We start from the raw sequence: 21,622 nt of genomic DNA on the forward strand, positions 1-21,622 counted from the left end.
TTTTGGGCAGGCAAAACAGCGGCGATGCCTGTAGTCGCTTGCAAAAGCTCCGAAAGCCCCTACCGGCGCAAACCGTACAAAACAAACGACAAGGCAGTGCAAGGCACAAGGGCAGAGATTCTGTTAGCGGGCCTTACATGCGCATGATGGCTTCGATCTCGTCCACCGTCTTGGGAATGGGTTCGCCCAGCACGCGGGAACCGGTTTCGGTCACCAGCACATTGTCTTCGATGCGGATGCCGCCCATACCCAGATACTCGCGGAAACGTTCGTAGTTGATGTAGTCGCGATGACGGCCTTCCGCCTCCCACGCGGCCACCAGCGCCGGAATGAAGTACACGCCCGGCTCCACCGTCAGCACCATGCCAGCCTTGAGCGCCTTGCCCAGTCGCAGGTAACCCAAGCCGAACAGCGGGCTGCGCGCCACATCGTCGCCATAGCCCACCAGGTCTTCGCCCAGGCCTTCCATATCGTGCACGTCCATGCCTATCTGGTGGCCCAGCCCGTGCGGAAAGGCAATGGCGTAGGCGCCGGACTCCACCACGTCTTCGGTCTTGCCCTTGAAGAATCCCAGTTCCGCCATGCGTTCCACCATCACGCTGGCGGACAGCTTGTGGATATCCAGATAGCGCGCACCCGGGCGGATGGCGGCAATGGCGGCTTCCTGCATCTCCAGCACGATGTTGTACAACTCGCGCTGCTGCACGGTGAAGCGGCCGCCCACCGGGAAGGTGCGGGTGATATCGCTGGCGTAACCCTCGCCCGAGGTACAGCCGGTATCGTTCAGCACCAGATCGCCGTTTTGCAGCACATTGTCGTGATGATGGTTATGCAGCACTTCGCCATGCTTGGAGAAGATGGACGGATAGGCCAGATGCCAGTCATGGCGGCGCATGATGCCCTCCATGATGCCCACCACCTGATGTTCCAGCACGCCGGCCTTGGACGACTGCATGGCCGCCACGTGCATCGCGCCGGTCACCGCCAGCGCGGCTTCCATCTGGGCGATTTCCTCCTCGCCCTTGATCTCGCGCAGCGCTACCACTGCCTGGGTCAGCGGCACGGAGAAACCATCCTTCACCTCTGCCGGATGCGCGCCCAGCAAGCGGCCCAGTTCAATCTTGGTTTCCCCTCGATAAGGGGCCAGGTAATGGATGGCGCGGCCGGCGGCGCGGGCTTCGGCCAACACCGTCGCCAGTTGGGCGTAGGGCTGGCTGCGCGTCAGCGCGGCGGAGGCGGCGCGCTCGGCCAGCGACGGCAGCGGGCCGGTCCATACCACATCGGCCACATCCGGATCAGTGCCGAACAGGACGGCCTCACCGCTGTCGGCGTCGATCAGTCCGGCCAGGCCCGGCTCGTTCAGACCGAAGAAATAGCGGAAGCTGGAATCCTGCACGAAAGGCAGAGTGTTGTCGGCGTAATTCATCGGCGAATCAACATTGCCGAGAAACAACAGCAGGCCGGACAGACCGGCCGCTTGCAGGTTTTGGCGGCGTTGCAGATAGATGTCGGGTGCGAACATCGGCGGCTCCTTGACTGCGCCCTTCCGCGACAAAAACGAAAAGGCGGCGTGAACGGGGTGAATCCGCGCGAACGGATTGTATACAAAGTCCTACTCTACACGCCCAGCCCTCGGCCTGCCAATTTATCGCGCCGACATGCAGCATTGACATGGCATGTCAGGTCAATCACGCTTACCTTTCCCCTTCAGGACAGGACAACGACATGAACCGCCTCCTCGCCCCCAATGCCGCGCTGGCCAGCTTGTGGCAGGCCGCCGGTTTGCCTGCCGATGCGCTGGGGCGCGTTTCGCTCACCGGCAACGAACCGGCGCTGCCATCCTCTTTCGCCTGCGGCACCGCAGCGCAGGCCAGCATCGCCGCGGCGGCGTTGGCGGCTACTGAAATCAGTGGCTTGCGCGGCAGCGCCCCGCCCGGTGTCGCAGTGGACATGGCGCACGCGGCGGCGGAATTTCGCAGCGAACGCTACTTGCGCGTGGATGGCCAGCCGGCGCCGGAATTATGGGACCCCATCGCCGGCATTTACGCCTGCGCCGATGGCTGGGTGCGCATCCACACTAATTTTGCCCACCACCGCGACGGCATGCTGGCCTTGCTTGCCTGCGGCAACGACAAACACAGCGTGGCGCAAGCCATGCGCAAATGGCATGCGGAAGCACTGGAACAGGCAGCCGCCGAAAGCGGCCTGGTAGCCACCAAACTGCGCAGCTTCGACGAATGGGATGCACACCCGCAAGGGCTGGCCGTGGCGACGCAGCCCTTGATCGCGCTGGAAAAACTGGACGACTCGCCGCCGCGCCCGCTGCCGCCGCTGGCGGCGGGACAGGCGCCGCTGCACGGTCTGCGCGTGCTGGATCTCACCCGCATCATCGCCGGCCCGGTGGCCGGCCGCGCGCTGGCCGCGTATGGCGCGGACGTGCTGCACATCAGCGCGCCGCATTTGCCGGGCATCCTGCCGCTGATCATGGATACCGGGCGCGGCAAACGCTGCGCCGCACTGGATCTGGACCAACAAGCCGGCAGAGAAACACTGGCGGCGCTGGCAGCCGGCGCGGACCTGTTCTTGCAAGGCTATCGCCCCGGCGGACTGGCAGAGCGCGGCTTTGGCCCGGCAGCGCTGGCCGCGTTGCGCCCCGGCATCGTCTGCGCGTCCTTGTCGGCCTATGGCCACACCGGGCCTTGGGCGGGCAGACGCGGTTTCGATTCCCTGACGCAAACCGCCAGCGGTTTCAACCTTGCCGAGGCCACCGCCGCGGGACAGGACACCCCCCGCGCCTTGCCGGCTCAAGTGCTGGATCACACCGCCGGTTATCTGCTGGCGCTGGGCATGCTGGCCGCGCTGCGCCGCCGCGCCACGGAGGGCGGTAGCTGGCATGTGCGGGTGTCGCTGGCGCGCACTGGCTTGTGGCTGCGCAGCCTGGGACGGGTAGCGCAGGGACTGGCCGCGCCGGACCCGACACTGGAAAGCGTCGCGTCTTGCCTGGAAGACGCGCCTTCCGGCTTCGGCCAACTTCGCGCAGTGCGTCATGCGGCGGCGCTGTCCGGCGTGGCGGCAGGCTGGCGCTTGCCGGCTATGCCGCTGGGCAGCCACGCGCCGGCATGGATAGATTGATCCGCCGCTCAGACGCGACGTTTTTCCAGCAGCCAACCCGCAAGGCCGCCGGCCAGCACCGCCCACAAAGGCGCGCCCAGACCGGCGATGCTGACGCCGGAAGCGGCTACCACAAAGGTAAGCAACGCTGCTTCGCGGTGGCTTTCATCGCGCAAGGCGGCGGCCAAGGCACTGGCCAGGGTATTGAACAGTGCCAGCCCGGCGGCAGTCACCACCAGCGCCTTGGGCAATTGCAGCACCATGCCGGCCAAGGCGCCGCCGGCGACGCCCAGCAGGATGTAGAGCACGCCGCACACCAGCCCGGCCACATAGCGACGCGACGGGTCGGGATGCGCTTCCGGCCCGGTGCAGATGGCGGCGATAATGGCGGCCAGCGTCACACCATGCCCGCCGAAAGGCGCGCTGAGCAGTGAAGCCACGCCCAGCGTGGTGACCGGCGAGCGGGCCGGCACGTCGTAGCCCGACGCCTTAAGCACCGCCATGCCGGGCAGAAACTGGCTGGTCAGCGCCAGCACCGCCAGCGGCAACCCCAAATTGACGAAGGCCGTCCACGACCAGGCCGGCGTAGTCCAACTGGGACCGCTGCTGCCTTGCCAGGCCGCGCCAGCGGCAAACTGCCCGCCCGCGCCGGCTATCGCCAATCCCAAGGCAATGGCAGCCAGCAGGGCAAAACGCGGAAACCAGCGCCGGCCGACAAAGAACAGCGCCGCCATCGGCCCCACTAGCATGGCCTGCTGATTGGCCGCGGCCGCCACATCGGCCACGAAATGAAACAGGATGCCGCCCAGCAAGGCGGCCGCCAGCGGCGCTGGAAAGCGTTGCATCAGCCGGTCAAACGCGCCGCTGACGCCCACCAGCGTCACGATGAGGCCGGCGGCCAGGTAAGCGCCTACCGCCTCGCCATAGGGCACGCCCGGCAGGGCTGTCAGCAGCAGCGCCGCGCCCGGCGTGCTCCAGGCGGTGATAATCGGCATTTTCCAGCGCCAGCTCAGCCAGAAGCCGGCCACGCCTGAAGCCACCGACACCGCCCAGATCCACGAACCCAACTGGGCGGCGCTCAGGCCTGCCGACTGCGCAGCGTGGACAATGATGAGAAAGGGGCCGGAATAACCCACCAGCAATGCCAGAACGGCGGCCAGTCCGGCCGAGGGCGAAAAGTGGGACCAGCTGAAAGCCGGGGTCGCCGGCAGGCGGGCCACCGCTTCTCGCGGGGGGAAATCAGACATGTCTTGCTCCATATGACGAATGTTCTCAGACTAGCCCGCCCTCGCCGCGCCGGCATGCCACACGCCGGCAAACAGCCGCCAGCCAGGGGAATCTGTTATATATAACAGCATGGAAGACCTGCCCCGCTACCTCGCCATCGCCCGCCAACTGGAAGCCCTGCTGGACAGCGGCGAACTGCCGCCCGGCAGCCGCCTGCCCCCGGTGCGGCAACTGGCCGCCCAACACGGCGTCAACACCCTGACCGCGCTGGCCGCCTACCGCCATCTGGAAGAACGGCAACGCGTGGTGGCCCGGCCGCGCGCCGGCTTCTTCGCCGCCCTGCCCGGCGCGGACGCGGCCGGGCGCGCCGAGCGGCCCACGCCCTCGGTGGCCACGCTGGTGGATGTGGAAAGCCGCATGAGCAACCTGATCCGCCTGTCCGAGTCGCCCATCCGTCAGCAATTGCACATGGCCGAAGCGCACAACAGCCTCTACCCGGCGCTGGAACTGTCGCGCCGTGTGCAACAGACGCTGGCGCGGCAACCGGAGCTGATCGGCGCTTACCTGCCCGCGGCGCGGCAAGCGTTGTTGCACCAGCAAATCAGCCAACTGGCGGCCGAGTGGCAGCTGGACATCCCGCAGGACCGCATCCTGTTTACCGGCGGCATTACCGAGGCCATCAGCCTGTCGCTGCGCCTGCTGACCCGGCCGGGCGACACGGTGGCAGTGGAAACGCCGGTATATTTCGGCCTGCTGCAAACCCTGCAGACACTGGGCCTGAAAGCGCTGGAGATTCCTTGCACGCCCGACGCCGGCTTGTCGCTGGAAGCGCTGGAATTCGCCCTGCGCCACGGCGCGCCGGTGAAGTGCCTGGTCACCGTCACCAACTTCCAGAACCCCACCGGGGCATTGATGCCGGAGGACAACAAAAAGCGGCTGCTGCAACTGGCCCGTCGCCATGGCCTGCCCGTCATCGAAGACGATGTCTTCGGCGAACTGTATTTCTCCGGCGCTCACCCCCCGCCACTCAAGGCCTGGGATCGCGACGGCGACGTCATCTACTGTTCCTCGTTCACCAAGAGCTTCGCACCCTCCTTCCGGCTGGGCTGGCTCTCAGGCGGCCGCCGGCACGCTGATCTGGCCCGCCAGCGCGAAAGCAGCAGCCTGGTCAGTCCGGCCCTGCTGCTTGGCGTGCTGTCCGACATGCTGGCCAGCGGCGACTACGCCCGCATCAGCCAGCGCATTCGTCAGCAACTGGCCCGTCAGCTCGACCAACTGGCCGATGCGGTGCTGGCGGCCTTTCCGCGCGACACCCACGTGCGCCGGCCGCAAGGCGGCATGCTGTTGTGGGTGGAAGGGCCGGAGGGCCTGGACAGCCGGCAACTGCTGCAGGCGGCGCTGACGCACTCCATCAGTTTTGCACCCGGCCTGCTGTTTTCCGCCGAACCACGCTTCGGCCACTGCCTGCGCCTCAACTTCGGCCAGCCCTGGTCGGCGCAACTGGCCGAGGACATCCGGCTGCTGGGCAGTCTGGCCCAGCAGCAATTGCAAACGAGTTAATGTCTATGGATACCCTGGATTGCGTCGTGATCGGCGCGGGCGTCATCGGCCTCGCCATCGCCCGCGAACTAGCCTTGCGCGGCCGTGACGTCATGCTGGTGGAGACCGAGGCCGCCTTCGGCCAACATGCCAGCAGCCGCAACAGCGAAGTGTTGCACGCCGGCATCTATTACCCGCCCGACAGCCTGAAAGCCCGTCTCTGCGTGGCGGGTCGCCGCCGGCTGTACGACTATTGCGCCGCCCGCGCCATCCCGCACCGCCGGCTGGGCAAGCTGCTGGTAGCCAGCCATGAGGACGACCTGCCGCGCCTGCAGGCTTTGCACGCCAACGCCGAGGCCAATGGCGTGGAGGATCTGCAATGGCTGGACGCCGCCGACGTCCGTCGGCTGGAACCGGCGCTGGCGAGCGCGGGCGCATTGCTGTCGCCGTCCACCGGCATCATCGACAGTCATGCGCTGATGCAAGCCCTGTTGGCGGACGCGGAAGCGCACGGCGCTCAACTGGCGCTGCGCTCGCCGCTGGAAACCGGCGCGATAGACACCCACGGCGCGACTCTGCGCATTGCCGGCTGCGACATCCGCGCCCGGCTGGTGATCAATGCCGCCGGCTTCGGCGCACAAAGCGTGGCCGCCGCGCTGGCGGGCGTTCCACGTGAAACCATTCCGCCGCTGCGACTGGCGCGCGGCGTGTATTTCAGCCTTGCCGGGCGCTCGCCCTTCACGCACTTGATCTATCCCTTGCCGGAGCCCGGCGGGCTGGGCACGCACCTGACGCTGGATCTCGGCGGCCAAGCGCGCTTCGGGCCGGACGTGGAATGGGTGGACAGCCTGGACTACCGGGTAGACCCGGCCCGCAGCCGCGCCTTTGAAACCAGCATTCGTCGCTGGTGGCCCGCGCTGCCCGACGGCGCGCTGCAAGCCGCCTATGCCGGCATCCGTCCCAAGTTGACCGGCCCGGGCGAACCGGACGCCGACTTCCAGCTACAAGACATGGCCGCGCACGGTCTGCCGTCGCTGATCAACCTCTACGGCATCGAATCGCCCGGACTGACCAGCTGCCTCGCCCTGGCCGAGCTGGTGGCGGATACTGTGCAAGGCCGGTAAGCGCCGGCCAGTCGCGCTGAACACAGAAGGAGCACCGCCGGATGATCCACACTCAACGCATGTCCGCCGCGCTGCAAGGTGATTTCGTACTGTTTCTCATCGGCATGCGCATCAATAAACCGCTGCTTGCGCACAAATGGCTGCCCGTGATGCGGGCCATGCCCGGCATGATCGCCGAACTGACGCACCAACCGCAGCGCGGACTGTTGCACGCCGAGATGTGGTTCGGCCGCACCACGCTGATGATGCAATACTGGCGCTCTCTGGATCAGCTGCTGGCCTACGCCGCTGACCGGCACAGCCGGCACCTGCCGGCCTGGCGCGACTTCAACCGCCGCATCGGCACGGACGGCTCGGTGGGCATCTGGCACGAAACCTATTGCGTCAGCGCTGGCCGCTACGAAAACATCTACGTCAACATGCCGCCTTTCGGGCTGGGCCGCGCCGGCGAACTCGCGCCGGTGGGTCCCGGCCGCCACAGCGCGCGGCAACGCTTGCACCCGGAGCCCGAGCAATGAGCCCGTATTGTCGCATCCACGCCGTCTGCACCGCCAATGTCGCCCCCATGGACATCGACGGTCGCCGCATCATGAGCGGCATCGCCAAAACCGCTGTCAGCCACTCAGCGCTACCGGCGCGCATTGCGGTGGGCAAGCTGGGACTGGCGGGCGACGAGCAGGCCGACCCCACCGTGCATGGCGGGCTGGCCAAAGCGGTATATGCCTATCCGCAGGAACACTACCCTTTCTGGGAAGACGCCTGCCGCCGGCACGGCGCCGCGCTGCCCCTGCCTTTGCCGCCCGGCGCGCTGGGCGAGAACCTGCTGATCAGCGGTCTGCTGGAGGGCGATGTCTGGGTGGGCGACCTGATCCGTTTCCCGGATTGCCTGCTGCGCGTCAGCGAGGCGCGCCAGCCTTGTTTCAAGTTTCAGGCGCGCATGGGCTTCCGTCTGGCGCCGAAACTGATGGCGCAAAGCGGCCATTGCGGCTTTTATCTGGCGGTGGAAACCCCAGGCACGCTGGGCGCGGGTGATGAAGGCGCGCTGGAACCCGGCCCCCGCCGGCAAGACCTGCCCGGCCTGTTCCGCCTGCGCATGCGCGGTCGCTGACATCGGCATATGGCAAGCGCGGCCGCTCATGTAGAATCAGTTGTCCGCTTTGCGCGCCCCCACCAACCAACTGCATACCGACATGATCATCCTCAACCATCGTCAGCAAGAACTCCTGGGCATTGTCCGCCGTGAAAGCTATGTGACGGTGGAAAAGCTGGCGGCCCATTTCGGCGTAACGCACCAGACCATTCGCCGCGACATCTCGCTGATGGCCGAGCACCAGCTGCTGCAGCGCTACCATGGCGGGGCCAGTGTGTTGTCCAGCGTGGAAAACGTGGCCTACAACGCCCGTCAGGTGCTGTGCATCGAAGAAAAACGCCGCTTGGCGGCGCTGCTGGTGAAGCAAATTCCGGACAACGCCTCGCTGTTCATCAATATCGGCACCACCACCGAAGAAGTGGCCAAGGCGCTGCACCGGCATCGCGGCCTGCGCGTGATCACCAACAACCTGCATGTAGCCGACATGATGGCCGATTACGCCGACTGCGAAGTGATTGTGCTGGGCGGCGTGCTGCGCAAGCGCGACCGCGGCGTCACCGGCGAAGCTACCGTGCAGCAAATCCGCCAGTTCAAGGTGGACTACGGCATCATCGGCATCTCCAGCATCGAGAGCGACGGCGTGCTGCGCGACTACGACTACCGCGAAGTACGCACCTCGGAAGCCATCATCCAGCAATCGCGCCAGGTGATGCTGGCGGCCGACCACTCCAAATTCGGCCGGCCGGCGCTGGTGGAGCTGGGTCATCTTTCGCAAGTTCACGCGCTGTTCACCGACAAGCCGGTGCCGCCGGAAATGGAAGCCGTCATCGCCGAGGCGGGCACCGAACTCTTCGTGGCGGAATAAGCGCCGCCAAGCAAAGTCCGTTGCACGGAGGATGCAAAGTTGGCCAATACTGGCCGAGCGCGGCGTTCAAGCAGAAGGCGCAATGCGACGGCAGGCATTTGTCCGCCGCTGCAGGCACCGCGCAGCCGCAAAGCAATCTCCTCTCCGCCCTGCGGCAAACCCATGAGGCAACAGCGGAACCCGCCCTTGCCGACTATTCTCAAAGCCCTTATGCCCGGCCCGCAGCCGGGCCAACTTGAATTCAGGAGACCGATCATGCCGCTTTCCCGTCTGCTGCGCTTGCTGCCGCTGTGCGCGGCGCTGACCGCCCTGCCCGCCGCCGCCGCGCTGGTCAACGGCGCCATTGCGCCGGACTTCACCACCACCGCCGCCAAAGGCGGCGACAGCTTCCGTTTTTCCCTGTACGAAGCGCTGAAGCAAGGGCCGGTAATTCTCTATTTCTACCCGGCCGCCTTTACCAGCGGCTGCACGGTGGAAGCCCACCTGTTTGCCGAAGCCACCGATCGCTTCAAAGCGCTGGGGGCCACCGTCATCGGCGTATCCAATGACAATATCGACACGCTCAAGCGCTTTTCCGTGTCCGAATGCCGCAGCAAGTTCGCCGTGGCCGCCGACGGCGACAAGGCCATCATGAAAGCCTATGACGCGGTGATGGTGCCCGGCCTGGGCTACGCCAGCCGCACGTCTTACGTCATCACGCCCGATCACAAGGTGATTTACTCCTGGACGGCGCTGGACCCGAACCAGCACGTGGAAAACACCATGAAGGCGCTGGAAGCATGGAAAGCCGGCAAACAGCCCTGATCAACCGGCCCGGTTCCGCTGCGTACAAAGCCGCTTGACTTCGAGCGCACTCGAAGCCGCACCCTGACGCCATGGACACTCTTCTCAGCATCCGCGAGACAGCCGCCCGCACCGGTCTTACCGTGCACACGCTGCGCTATTACGAGGACATCGGTCTGATCGACCCGGTGCCGCGCAATGCCGGCGGGCAACGGCGCTACCGTCAGGCCGACCTCGACTGGATCGCCTTCCTGCTGCGCCTGAAAGCCACCGGCATGCCTATCCGGCACATGCAGGCTTACGCCGCGCTGCGGCGCGAAGGCAGCACGCTGGCCAGTGTCCTGGCGCGTCGGCGGCTGCTGGAAAGCCATACCGACGAGCTGGAAAGGCAATGGGCCGAGCTCGCCGACCATCTCGATCTGCTGCGCAGCAAGATCGCCCTGTACCGGGAGATGGAAGCCGCTCTTGCCTCCCCGAGCACAAGCGACAAGGAGCCGCAGCATGACCCCCCCCCCCGCTACCAACAGGGCCTGGCCCGACTGCATGAAGTGGACGGCGAGGCCGGCCAGCGCGTCATCGACAGCCTGGCCGACATCGCGCCGGATCTGGCGCGCTACATCATCGAGTTCGGTTTTGGCGATGTGTATTCCCGTCCCGGCCTCAGCCTGCCGCAGCGCGAGCTGGCCACCATCGCCGCGCTCACCGCGCTGGGCAACGCCGCGCCGCAACTGAAAGTGCATCTGCACGCCGCCCTCAATGTGGGGCTCAGCCGCCGGGAGATCACTGAAACCATCTTGCAGATGGCGGTGTACGCCGGCTTCCCCGCCGCGCTCAACGGCATGTTCGCCGCCAAGGAGGTGTTTGCCGAACACGACGCCCGCACGGCGGCCTAGCCGCGCGGATCACCGTCCCGCGCCAAGCGGCGCGGGACTGCCGCCCTTCGGCCAACCTTGCCTCAAGCCGCCCGCGCCGGGTTGCGCGCCAGCCCCGTCAGCAGTGCGCCGCCAACAATCAGCAAGCAGGCCAGCAGCAAGCTCAGACTGGCCGTCGTTTCTCCCATCAAGCACAGCGACAGGGTAGAAATCAGCGGCGCTGCGTAAGCCAGCACGCCCAGCAAGGGCAGATTGCCGCGCTTGACCCCCACATCCCAACAATAGAAAGCCACGCCCACCGGCCCCAGGCCCAGGGCCAGCACGCCCAGCCACTGGCCTGCGCCATCCGGCCAGACGGTCTTCTCCCAAAGCAGATGGCAAAACAGCCCCAGCAAGGCCGTGACGGCACAAAATCCGCCAGTGGCCTCGGAAGGAGCCGCCGCTGTCAGACGGCTGAGCACGGAATACACCGACCAGATCAGCGCGCAAGCCACCGCTAGCACATAACCCGACAGATAGCGCGCGTCAAAACCGCCCTGGCCGCCACGCAACAACAACCAGCAACCGGCCAGCGCAGACAGCGCGCCGGCCACATGCGCGCCACGCAGGGCATGGCCGGGCAAGCAGGAAGACAACAGCACGATGAGCAAGGGCCAGAGATAAGCCAGCAAGCTGACTTCCACCGCCGGCGCCTGCCGCATGGCGAGGAAATAACAGAAGTGATAGCCAAACAGGCCGCCTATGCCCAGCAGCCACACGCGGGCAGGCAATTGACGGCACGCCGCCAGCGAAGCCGGCCGCCGCACCCAGCCGCTGGCAGTCACCAGAAAACCGATGGCGAAGGTCATGGCCAGCAACTGAAAAGGCGGCACGGCCTTGCCGGCCAAGCGGGTCAGCGGCGCCAGCAAGCCCCAATTGAGAATGGCCGCCGCGCCGATCAGCGTGGCAGTGCGAGAGGAAAGCGACATGGATGTTCCTGCGGCAAAACCCCAGTGTCGCGGGAAAAACGGGCTCAGTCTTTGTCGATCCGGCGCTCTGTTTTGCCGTGCCGGCGATAGTGGGTGGGGCTTTGCCCGGTATGGCGGGCAAAGCGGTCGCTGAAGGCGGCCAGGCTGCCGTAGCCGCAAGCCTCGGCCACTTGCTGCACCGGCAGACGGGTGCTTTCCAGCAGGCGGCGCGCCTTGTCCATGCGCAGGTTTTGCAGATACTGGCCGGGCGACACGCCCAGTTGCCGACGGAACAATTCGCTGAGCTGCCGCGGACTCAAATGCACGTCGCGGGCCAAATCGGCCAGCTTGCAGTCTTCGGCCAACCTTGCCTCCAGCCAGGCGCAAGCCCGCCGCAAGCGCGGGTCCGGCGCGGCATCGCCGCCGGGTAGAAGCTGCAGCAGCAAGGCCAACATGCTCAGCTGACAAGCGGGCGTTGCGGTCTGGCCGGCCATGTCGCGCAGAAAAACCAGATAGCTTTGCAGCGGCGGCGACAGCGGGCGAAATGGCGCGGCCGCCAGCCAGGCGCCGCTCATGGACAGCGGCACGTCGGCTACCAGAAAACGGTTGTCGCCGCTGGCGGCAAAGCCGTGGCTGGCGCCCGCCTCAATGACGGCAAGACTGCCGGCGTCCACCCGGCCGCCGCGCCCGTCCACCTCCAGCTCCAGACAGCCCCGCACCGGCAACACCAGCTGATGGTGATCATGCTGGTGGCTGTGACATTCGCCGGGATAGCTGCGCAAGCTGAGCCCGGGCTGGAGGAGCGGAGCGGTCATGGCGCGATGATAGCCGGAAAAACCGGCAAAAAAATGCCCCGCCGGGGGATGGCGGGGCAAATGGAGCGACAATGCAACAACAAATCAGGCAGCGCGGCCGGCGGCCTTCTCCAGCAGGAGGCGCGGGCCGCCGCCGCGATATTCCGCAATCCAGTCGTCCAGCACGCTTTGCGCATGCGCCGGCAAGTGCAGTTTGAGCTTGCTGCGCCGCCAGAGGATATCCTCGGCGCGGGTGGCCCATTCCTGATCCACCAGATAGCTCAATTCGGCTTCATACACGCCGGGCAACACTTCACGGCCCATCTGGTCCAGCCCGGTGGCGCTGCCGATCAGGGTGTCCAGGCGAGTGCCGTAGGCGCGGGCGTAACGTGTCAACAGCGCCGCAGGCATCCAGGGGAAACGCTGGCGACGCACATTCAGGAAGCGTTCGAAACTGTCCATATCGCCGCCGGGCAAGGCTTCCTGCGCGGTGCCGCTGGGCTTGTTGTTGCCCAGCAGCGGCGCCAGGCGATCCACCGCCTCTTCGGCCAACTTGCGGAAGGTGGTGATCTTGCCGCCAAACACCGACAACATGGGCGCGCCTTGCGCATCCAGCTCCAGCGAGTAATCACGGGTAACGCTGGCGGCGCTGGCGGCTTCGTCGTCCAGTAGCGGACGCACGCCGGAATAGGTGCTCACCACATCGGCCGGGCTGATGCTGCCCTTGAAATAGCGGTTGGCCATCTGGCACAGATAGGCGATTTCATCGCCGTCTATCGCCACCTGACCGGGGTCGCCGTGGTATTCGATGTCAGTGGTGCCGATCAGGGTGAAATCCTGCTCGTAGGGAATGGCGAAAATGATGCGCTTGTCCGGGTTCTGGAAGATGTAGGCATAAGGGTGGTCAAACAGCTTCTTCACCACGATGTGGCTGCCCTTCACCAGCCGCACCGATTTGGGAGACGGCAAGCCCAGCGTGTCCTTGAGCAGGCTCTCCACCCACGGGCCGGCGGCGTTCACTACGGCGCAGGCGCGTACTTCTTCACGCTCCCCGCCCGCTTTCTCCAGCGTGCACACCCAGTGCTCGCCGTCGCGCCGCGCCGCCACACAGGCCGTGCGCGTAGCAATGCGCGCGCCATGCTCGGCCGCGGACATGGCGTTGAGCACCACCAGCCGGGCGTCTTGCACCCAGCCGTCCGAATAGACGAAACCACGTCGGAAGTCCGCCTTCAGCGGGCCGCCGGCCGGATGGCTGGCAAAGCTGACGGTTTCCGAGCCGGGCAGAATCTCGCGCCGCGCCAGATGATCGTAGAGAAACAGACCGCAGCGGATCATCCACTCCGGACGCTGGCTCTTGTCGTGCGGCATGACAAAGCGCAGCGGCCAGATGATGTGCGGCGCGGCTTTCAGCAGCACTTCCCGCTCCTGCAGCGCTTTGCGCACCAGGCCGAACTCGTAGTACTCCAGATAGCGCAAGCCGCCATGAATCAGCTTGGTGCTGGCCGAAGAAGTGTGCGAGGCCAGGTCGTCCTTCTCGCACAGCATGACCGACAAGCCGCGGCCGGCCGCGTCGCGGGCAATGCCCGCGCCGTTGATGCCGCCGCCTATCACCAGGAGATCGTAGAGTTTCACTGCTGTCGCCTTTCCATTGCCTGCCGCGCGCGGGCGGCGTGGTACATGCCATGAGCTTAGTCAAAGCCCAACATCAATTCAACATTTTATGTTCGTTTATTTTCGTTTTATGCACTGCAACGTGGGTTTTTGCCACATTAAATTTTCGTTATTCCGCGATACGCGTAAGCAAGACGTAAAAAAAGCCACCCGAAGGTGGCTGCCGGCCCCGCCGGAGCGGGGCTACCAGGAGCAAACTTACAGATTGGTATAGATCAGCGCCGCCAGCGTGCCGCCCAGCAAAGAGCCCACCACCGGCACCCAGCTGTAGCCCCAGTCGCTGCCGCCCTTGCCCGGGATGGGCAACAGTGCGTGCATGATGCGCGGCGCCAGGTCGCGCGCCGGGCTCATGGCGTAACCGGTGGTGCCGCCCAGCGACACGCCGATGCCCAGCACCAGCAAGGCCACCGGCAAGGCGTCCATCGCGCCCAGCGACAGCTTGGGCGCCACCATGCTGAGAATGGCGAACACCAGCACGAATGTGGCCAGCACTTCGGACAAGAGATTGCCCGGCAGACTGCGGATGGCCGGCCCGGTGCAGAAGGTGGCCAGCTTGAGTCCCGCATCGTCGGTGGTTTCATAATGCTGGCGGTACATCAGCCATACCAAGAAGGCGCCGGCCATGCCGCCCAGCATTTGCGCCAGCACATAGCCCGGCACCTTGCTCCAGGCAAACTTGCCGGCTACCGCCAGCGCCACGGACACCGCCGGGTTCAGGTGCGCGCCGCTGATGGCGGCCACGCTGAACACGCCGACAAACACCGCCATGGCCCAGCCGAAAGCGATGACGATCAGACCGCTATTGTGGCCCTTGGTGTTTTTCAACAGCACATTGGCGACAACGCCATTGCCCAACAGCACCAGCAAAGCAGTGCCGATGAACTCTCCAAAAAGGGGATTCATTTTTGTTTCTCCGGGACGGGGGCGCGCCGGCCCCCGGTTCGACAGTCCGCCCGCCGCGCCTCGGGCGAGGCGGCGGGCAACGGTTTTTCAGCAAACGATCAAGCGTCGGCCCAGGCTTTGGCGGCCATGACGGCGCGGTTCCAGCCGGCCACTTGCCGCGCCACCTCTTCGGGGGTCTGCTGCGGCTTGAAGCGGCGGTCCAGCTGCCACTGGCCCTGGATGTCTTCCACGCCCTGCCAGTAACCCACCGCCAGACCGGCCAGATAGGCCGCGCCCAGCGCGGTGGTTTCAGTGATGCGCGGACGCACCACGTCCACCGACTGGATGTCGGACTGGAACTGCATCAGCAGTTCGTTGACCGTGGCGCCGCCGTCCACGCGCAATTCGGCAATGGCCATGCCCGCGTCGGCCTCCATGGCCTTGAGCACATCCATGGTCTGGTAGGCGATGCTGTCCAGCGCGGCGCGGGCAATATGCGCGGCGCGGGTGCCCAGGGTGGCGCCGACGATGGTGCCGCGCGCATTCGGGTTCCAGTGCGGCGCGCCCAGACCGGCAAAGGCCGGCACCAGGTACACCCCGTCGCTGCTGTCCACTTCCTGCGCCAGCGGGCCCACATCGGCCGAGTGACGGATGATGCCGAGACCGTCGCGCAGCCATTTCACCACCGCGCCGCCAATGAAGATGGAGCCTTCCAGCGCGTACTGCACCTTGCCGTCCAGTTGCCAGGCAATGGTGGTCAGCAGGTTGTTGGAGGAGGAAATCGGCTTGTCGCCGGTGTTCATCATCATGAAGCAGCCGGTGCCATAGGTGTTCTTCACCATGCCCGGCTGGGTGCACTGTTGGCCGAAGAGCGCGGCCTGCTGGTCGCCCGCCACGCCGGCAATGGGAATCTCCACGCCCAGATGCGCGGCATGGGTATGGCCGTACACCTCGCTGGAGCTTTTCACCGCCGGCAGCATGCTGACCGGAATGCCCATGATGTCCAGCAGCTCGGCATCCCACTGCAGGGTATGAATGTTGAACAGCATGGTGCGCGAGGCGTTGGATACGTCGGTGACGTGCACCTTGCCGTGGGTGAAGTTCCAGATCAGCCAGCTGTCCACCGTGCCGAAGGCAAGCTTGCCTTGCTGGGCGCGTTCGCGCGCGCCGGGCACGTTGTCCAAGATCCATTTGATCTTGCTGCCGGAGAAGTAGGCGTCCACCAGCAGACCGGTCTTGGCGCGGATGGCGTCCGCCAGACCGCGCTCTTTCAATTCGTCGCAAAAGCCGGCGGTGCGGCGATCCTGCCAGACGATGGCGTTGTAGACCGGGTGCCCGGTTTCACGGTCCCACACGATGGTGGTTTCCCGCTGGTTGGTGATGCCGATGGCGGCGATGCTGCGGCCATCAATGCCGGCTTTGGCCACGACTTCGGCGGCTACGCCCGCCTGGCCGCCCCAGATTTCCAGCGGATCGTGCTCAACCCAGCCCGGCTGGGGATAAATCTGGCGAAATTCTTTCTGGGCCAGGGAAACAATGTCGCCGGCCTGATTGAACAGGATGGCACGCGAACTGGTGGTGCCCTGGTCCAGAGCGAGGACGAGTTTGTCGTTCATGAGGGTGTCTCCTTTGCAATCGAAATGGCGTAAAGCCTGAGCGCTGCTTTTTTTGCTGTCTGGTAGGTACGGCAATCCCCATCGCGCCCTTGTTGCTGCGCGTTGTGGTTTGCATTTTTGTTGTTATTTGTTCGTTTTATTTTCGTGCAATTCTAAATTGCGGTCGGGTTCTGTCAATTGACATGGCATTCTGCGACAAGTGATCACCGCTGTAATCTGGTAGTAATGACGCTTCATTTTACGCAGTCGTCATCCGCAACGCACAAAGGAAGCGGCTTAAATCCTTGTCTGACAAGGGCCACGCACCATGCTGCATGGCAGCATTTAAAAACACAGCCAGCACTTTGAAAACGCGGCAAAATCGCAACAAAAAAGCAAAAAATCGTACATTAACCAAGCATGATTTTCCATACTCATATCGACTGAGCCGCTGCTCGCCGCATCAGGTCAAACAAGCCGCGGAGTAGTCAAGCCACTACATTGCAGTTATGGCAGCATGCAGAAAACACACCAGAATCCGCCCCTCGTCCATGCCGGCGCGGGGCGTCGAGGCAGGCTGGAGACCCTGCCGCCAGAAAGGACCCCCATGCTTCGCAACACCAAGATCGTCGCCACCCTCGGCCCCGCGTCCAGCGCGCCGGACCAGATCCTCGCCCTCGCCCGCGCCGGGGTGAACGTGTTTCGCCTCAACATGAGCCATGGCAGCCACGATGACCACCGTGCCCGCCTCTCCGCCATTCGGCAGGCGGAGGCCACGCTGGGCCGTCCCATCGGCGTGCTGATGGACCTGCAAGGCCCCAAGCTGCGTATCGGCACCTTCAAGGAAGGCCCGGTTTCGGTATTCAACGGCCAACCCTTCCGCTTTGTGCTGGACCCGGTGGACGGCGACGCTACCCAGGTGACCCTGCCGCACCCGGAAGCCTTCGGCGCCTTGCAGCCGGGCCATCACATTCTGGTGAACGACGGCAAACTGTCGTTCCACGTGGAACACGTTGACGGCCACACCATTCACACCCGCGTAGTGGTGGGCGGTGAACTGTCCGACCGTAAGGGCTTCAACCTGCCGCAAACCCTGCTGCCCTTGTCCGCCATCACCGAAAAAGACCGCAAGGATGTCGCCTTTGCCCTCAGCGAAGGGACGGAATGGATTGCGTTGTCCTTTGTGCAAACCGCCGAGGACGTGCGCGAACTGCGCAGCCTGATCGGCAACTCGGTAGGCATTGTGGTGAAGATCGAGAAACCGTCCGCCGTGGACCAACTGGAAGCCATTGCCGAATTGGCCGACGCGGTGATGGTGGCGCGCGGCGATCTGGGCGTGGAACTGCCCACGGAGGACGTGCCGGTGGTACAGCGGCGCATCGTGCACCAGTGCCGCCACCTGGGCCGTCCGGTCATCGTGGCCACCCAGATGCTGGAATCCATGATTTCCTCGCCCACCCCCACTCGCGCTGAAGCCAATGACGTGGCCACCGCCGTGTACGAAGGGGCAGACGCGGTCATGTTGTCGGCCGAAACCGCCGCCGGCAGCTACCCGGTGGAAGCCGTGCAAATCATGGACCGCGTGATACGCCGCGTGGAAGGCGCGCCGGACTACCGCAAAGTGATGTCGCTGGACCACAGCGCCGCCGACGCGCCGGATCAGGCCGACGCCATTGCCGCCTGCGTGCGCAAGGTGGCCTCGCTGCTGCCTGTCACCGTCTCCGCAGCCTTTACCACCAGCGGCTCCACCTGCCTGCGGCTGGCGCGCGAGCGGCCATCCACCCCCATCATGGGCATCTCGCCCCGGCTGGATACCGCACGCCGCCTGACGCTGGTTTGGGGTGTGGTGGCCTACAACGGCCCGGATGCGGAAAACCTGGAAGACATGGTGGTAAAAACCACGTTCTGCGCCACCAAACTCGGCCTGGCCGAGCAAGGCAAGCCGATGGTGATTATCGCCGGCGTGCCTTTCGGCACCCCTGGCGCCACCAACCTGCTGCGCATCGTCTACCCCTGATCGCCCAGCCCCGCCGCCGGCTGCTTCCATGCCGGCGCGGGTAGCTACGCCAAAACATCAAGGCCGCCCATGGGCGGCCTTGATGCTGTTCCAGCCGACGTCTTGCCAATGCCGTCAGCCAGCCTGTTTCCATCCCGGCGAATCCTGACCCTGCAAGGGTGAATTTAAGCCACAACAGCTTGTTTCAAGCCATTGCACGCCGCCCTTTCACCCTCCCAAAGCAATATCCGCACTCTCGACAGTTATTGCCGCAACATAATTTGTCGGCTATCAACAAGCTGTCGGCGTCGTGTTTTTTCGCACCGCCAAGAGGGGCTTTCCCTCGCCCCGCCGGCAAGCCATAAACAAAAATCTCCGTGCAGAGCAGGTAACTCAAGGGGTAATACCATGCCGCTCAAGGGTAAGGGCAAGCTCATTGGCTTGACGGCGAAATGCGCCGCCGTCAGCGGGATCTTCCTGTTGGGCGGGGCTGCAGGCTATGCCTGGCTGGACTCAAAATTGCAGACGGATCTGGCGGCATCGCGCAAGCTCGTCATTGATCAGCAGGCGAATCACCTGCTGACAAGCAAGCAAGCCGCCATTGAAGGCATTTTCAATGCCATGTACCAGAACATCCGTACCATCAGCCTGCTGCCCAGCGTACGCGCCATCAATGGCGGCAACCGGACGGACGACAAACAGGATATCGTTGCCGAACACCGTTTCTCGGCAGACGCCTTCAATACTGTCCAGCAAATTTTCAATAACCTGGCCACCAAGGCCAGTGTTTCCGAAGTGTATGGCGTCATGCTCGGCCTGGACGCCGGCAAGGGGCAGGTTCCGTTTTTCATGTTTGACACCGTGCATCTGACGCCCGGCGAAAAAGAACCCGACGAGCCCGAGTCCAAAGACCCGGACAAACCCAAGGAAGTGGAAGACGAGGAATACAGTTACTTTCCAAAGCAGATGGCCCAGCTGCAAGCGAGTTATCCCGGCTTCACCTTCAAGTCGCTGGATGACATTCCGGCCGCTACCTCGCCCATCATGCGTACCTGCGACAACAAGCAGTACTACTCGATCAAGCTGTGCAATGTGTACGATGCGCGCGGCATGTTGTATTCCGTCCCGGTGTACAACGCGGAAAACCGCATGTCCGGCGTCATTTCCTCCATCATCCGCGCCAACGCCTTTGAGGCCGCATTGCTCGACGTGCCATTTCTGGTGCTGACCCCGAAAGACAAGGAAGAAGCCAACAAGATCGGCTTCAAGATGCCCGCCGAGCCCGGCACCTTTGTGCTGAGCAATCCGGAACGCGGCATTCGCATTTACGACCGGCGCAATGCCGAGCTGGACGGCGTGCTAAAGCACCCGGAGTCGGTTCAGCAGCAGGGCGGCAGTCTCATCGATCGCAAGCTGCAGGTTCACAGCGACAGCCCATGGGTTTTGTCTTACTACTTGTCCCCGGCCATGCTGGACAAAGCGCTGGCCGGCGTGCGCCAAACGCATCACGAACGACTCACCACCCTGGCGGGCATCTGGGCCGCCTTGCTGGCCGCCAGCCTGTTCGCGGTATGGCGCAGACACCGCTCCGGGATTGAAATCCGCGATTTGCGCCGGATCGAAAAAACCATCACCGCTGTGGCCACCAGTTTCGACCTCACCATACGCGTCAGCGAAACGGACAGCCCCAAGGTGGCCAGAACGGCCGAGGCCCTCAACAGGCTGCTGTCCGTATTGCAGAAACACATGCAAGGGGTGGAAGAGAGCACGCTGCGCTTGCGCGACGCCAGCCATCACATGCAGGACTCGGCGCAGCGGCTGTCTCACTTTTCCGATGCCGGCAACAAGAGTTCATCGCATATCGACCGCGAACTGGGCGAACTGAGTCACGCCATGCAGGACATTTCCCTGCGTGGCGAAGAGGCCCGCATGCTGATGGTTTCCTCTGCGCAAACCGCGCGCGACAACGATGCCATGCTGCAAGAGGTGCATCGCGACATCCAGAACGTCGCCTCCTCCGTCAACAAGACCGCCGCTTGCCTGGACGGGCTGGAACACTCGAGCGAGAAAATCACCCAGATTGTCGGTGTCATCGAATCGCTGGCCGCGCAAACCAATCTGCTGGCGCTGAATGCGGCCATTGAAGCGGCCCGCGCCGGAGAAGCCGGACGCGGCTTTGCCGTGGTGGCTGACGAGGTGCGCAAGCTGGCGGACAGCACCAGCAGCTCCACCAGTGAAATCGACAATATCGTCCAGTCCATCCGCAGCCAGGTGGCCACCAGTGTTGGCGATATCCGCCAAGTGGAAGAACGTGTCTCCACCGGCCTGGACAGCGTGGGGCAGGCCAGCGCGGCCATGAATCAGATCCGGGCGCAATCAGACCAGATGCTGCAGCTGGTGGCCGCCATGAGCCACAGCGTCAATACGCAGCAACAAAGCTGCCTCGGCTTGTCCGACGAGGTCAGCGGCATCTCGGATAACGCCCGCCAAACCGGACAGGTCGTGCTCACCACAAACGAAACCGCGCAAAGCCTCAACCATCTTGTGGCCGAGATGCAAAGCATCGTCTCGCAATACCGCTTGAAATAAGCGGTCATTCCAACGCCACGGCTGGCCCTTCCTTCGGCCAACCTCAGTCCGGCTGCTCGCGACCCGCCCCCAGGCTGGCCAAGACGCGAGCGGCATTGGCCTGGCAGTCCATATCGTCGGGTTTCGCGTCAATCAGCGCCATCAGCGACTGGATGTGCGCCTTGCTTTGCGCCAGCCTCGCCTCCAGCACCTCGATATCCGCCACCTTGTCCCGCAAGGCGGTCATCAGCTCGGCATGCCGCCAGACGGCGGCATCCGTCGGCAACAGGCGCTTGATTTCATCCAGCGTAAAGCCGGCTTGCTGCGCATCCATGATGATGCTCAACAAGGACAGCGCTTCCGGCGGGTAATCCCGATAGCCATTGCTCTGTCTGCTAGCCGCCTTCAGCAGACCCTTGCTTTCATAAAAGCGGATGGCCGATGCCGCCAACCCGCTGCGTTTTGCCAGTTCGCCTATTTTCATGCCGCTTCCTTTTGCCTGTCCGCCCCCGGGCAGCCGCGCCAGCCAAGGCATGCCCGAACCCAGGCTTTACGCTG

The 21,622-nt window shown here is 64.5% G+C and carries 18 protein-coding genes; 10 read left to right on the top strand and 8 right to left on the bottom strand.

Translation table 11 applies throughout. From position 1 onward, the window contains the following. Positions 1 to 133: 133 nt before the first annotated feature. Positions 134 to 1,522 carry an aminopeptidase P family protein gene (locus Q0P52_RS08350; RefSeq protein ID WP_293760548.1) on the bottom strand — a complete coding sequence of 463 codons (1,389 nt, stop codon included), beginning with the start codon at positions 1,520 to 1,522 and terminating at the stop codon, positions 134 to 136. A gap of 203 nt (positions 1,523 to 1,725) precedes the next feature. Here Q0P52_RS08350 and Q0P52_RS08355 point away from each other — a divergent pair, with 203 nt between their 5' ends. Further along, positions 1,726 to 3,132, top strand: coding sequence for a CoA transferase (locus Q0P52_RS08355; protein ID WP_293760550.1), 1,407 nt, complete (start codon positions 1,726 to 1,728; stop codon positions 3,130 to 3,132). An 8-nt stretch (positions 3,133 to 3,140) separates the two neighbouring features. Here the strand turns inward: Q0P52_RS08355 and Q0P52_RS08360 are convergent, their stop codons facing one another. Continuing rightward, a complete protein-coding gene (locus tag Q0P52_RS08360) occupies positions 3,141 to 4,358 on the bottom strand; it encodes a benzoate/H(+) symporter BenE family transporter (protein ID WP_293760553.1) in 1,218 nt (405 codons plus the stop codon). 109 nt (positions 4,359 to 4,467) lie between these two features. On the opposite strand from Q0P52_RS08360, the gene Q0P52_RS08365 reads away from it, so the two are divergent. From Q0P52_RS08365 to Q0P52_RS08395, 7 genes are all read left to right on the top strand, one after another. Then, entirely contained in the window at positions 4,468 to 5,898 is a 1,431-nt protein-coding gene (locus Q0P52_RS08365) for a PLP-dependent aminotransferase family protein (RefSeq protein WP_293760556.1), read from the top strand. Between the two features lie 5 nt (positions 5,899 to 5,903). Then, positions 5,904 to 7,001 (top strand): NAD(P)/FAD-dependent oxidoreductase, encoded by a 1,098-nt coding sequence (locus tag Q0P52_RS08370; RefSeq protein ID WP_293760559.1) that lies wholly within the window; start codon positions 5,904 to 5,906, stop codon positions 6,999 to 7,001. A 41-nt stretch (positions 7,002 to 7,042) separates the two neighbouring features. Then, positions 7,043 to 7,519, top strand: coding sequence for a DUF4188 domain-containing protein (locus Q0P52_RS08375; protein WP_293760562.1), 477 nt, complete (start codon positions 7,043 to 7,045; stop codon positions 7,517 to 7,519). Next, positions 7,516 to 8,109, top strand: a complete 594-nt coding sequence (locus Q0P52_RS08380) for an MOSC domain-containing protein (RefSeq protein ID WP_293760565.1) — start codon at positions 7,516 to 7,518, stop codon at positions 8,107 to 8,109. The genes Q0P52_RS08375 and Q0P52_RS08380 overlap by 4 nt, the downstream gene beginning before the upstream one ends. 85 nt (positions 8,110 to 8,194) lie before the next feature. Continuing rightward, entirely contained in the window at positions 8,195 to 8,956 is a 762-nt protein-coding gene (locus Q0P52_RS08385; RefSeq protein WP_366062105.1) for a DeoR family transcriptional regulator, read from the top strand. Positions 8,957 to 9,211: 255 nt separating this feature from the next. Continuing rightward, entirely contained in the window at positions 9,212 to 9,760 is a 549-nt protein-coding gene (locus Q0P52_RS08390) for a peroxiredoxin (RefSeq protein ID WP_293760569.1), read from the top strand. 71 nt (positions 9,761 to 9,831) lie between these two features. Next, positions 9,832 to 10,632, top strand: a complete 801-nt coding sequence (locus tag Q0P52_RS08395) for a carboxymuconolactone decarboxylase family protein (RefSeq protein ID WP_293760572.1) — start codon at positions 9,832 to 9,834, stop codon at positions 10,630 to 10,632. A 62-nt stretch (positions 10,633 to 10,694) separates the two neighbouring features. Here the strand turns inward: Q0P52_RS08395 and Q0P52_RS08400 are convergent, their stop codons facing one another. From Q0P52_RS08400 to glpK, 5 genes are all read right to left on the bottom strand, one after another. Beyond that, positions 10,695 to 11,579: an EamA family transporter gene (locus tag Q0P52_RS08400; RefSeq protein WP_293760575.1), complete on the bottom strand. Its 885-nt coding sequence runs from the start codon at positions 11,577 to 11,579 to the stop codon at positions 10,695 to 10,697. A gap of 44 nt (positions 11,580 to 11,623) precedes the next feature. Then, positions 11,624 to 12,373: an AraC family transcriptional regulator gene (locus tag Q0P52_RS08405; RefSeq protein ID WP_293760578.1), complete on the bottom strand. Its 750-nt coding sequence runs from the start codon at positions 12,371 to 12,373 to the stop codon at positions 11,624 to 11,626. 84 nt (positions 12,374 to 12,457) lie between these two features. Beyond that, positions 12,458 to 13,984 carry a glycerol-3-phosphate dehydrogenase gene (gene glpD / locus Q0P52_RS08410; RefSeq protein WP_293760581.1) on the bottom strand — a complete coding sequence of 509 codons (1,527 nt, stop codon included), beginning with the start codon at positions 13,982 to 13,984 and terminating at the stop codon, positions 12,458 to 12,460. 237 nt (positions 13,985 to 14,221) lie between these two features. After that, positions 14,222 to 14,926 (bottom strand): MIP/aquaporin family protein, encoded by a 705-nt coding sequence (locus Q0P52_RS08415; protein ID WP_293760583.1) that lies wholly within the window; start codon positions 14,924 to 14,926, stop codon positions 14,222 to 14,224. Positions 14,927 to 15,024: 98 nt separating this feature from the next. Further along, positions 15,025 to 16,521, bottom strand: coding sequence for a glycerol kinase GlpK (glpK, locus tag Q0P52_RS08420; RefSeq protein WP_293760586.1), 1,497 nt, complete (start codon positions 16,519 to 16,521; stop codon positions 15,025 to 15,027). A gap of 586 nt (positions 16,522 to 17,107) precedes the next feature. Between glpK and pyk the strand changes: the two genes are divergently transcribed. Then, on the top strand, positions 17,108 to 18,517 hold the full coding sequence (gene pyk, locus Q0P52_RS08425; protein WP_293760589.1) for a pyruvate kinase: 1,410 nt from the start codon (positions 17,108 to 17,110) through the stop codon (positions 18,515 to 18,517). A 387-nt stretch (positions 18,518 to 18,904) separates the two neighbouring features. Further along, positions 18,905 to 21,085 carry a methyl-accepting chemotaxis protein gene (locus Q0P52_RS08430; protein ID WP_293760591.1) on the top strand — a complete coding sequence of 727 codons (2,181 nt, stop codon included), beginning with the start codon at positions 18,905 to 18,907 and terminating at the stop codon, positions 21,083 to 21,085. A gap of 43 nt (positions 21,086 to 21,128) precedes the next feature. On the opposite strand, the gene Q0P52_RS08435 is transcribed toward Q0P52_RS08430, so the two are convergent. Beyond that, positions 21,129 to 21,548: a MerR family transcriptional regulator gene (locus Q0P52_RS08435; protein ID WP_293760594.1), complete on the bottom strand. Its 420-nt coding sequence runs from the start codon at positions 21,546 to 21,548 to the stop codon at positions 21,129 to 21,131. Between the last annotated feature and the right edge of the window lie 74 nt (positions 21,549 to 21,622).

The sequence above is a fragment of the uncultured Aquitalea sp. genome (assembly GCF_945957525.1).
Classification (GTDB): domain Bacteria; phylum Pseudomonadota; class Gammaproteobacteria; order Burkholderiales; family Chromobacteriaceae; genus Aquitalea.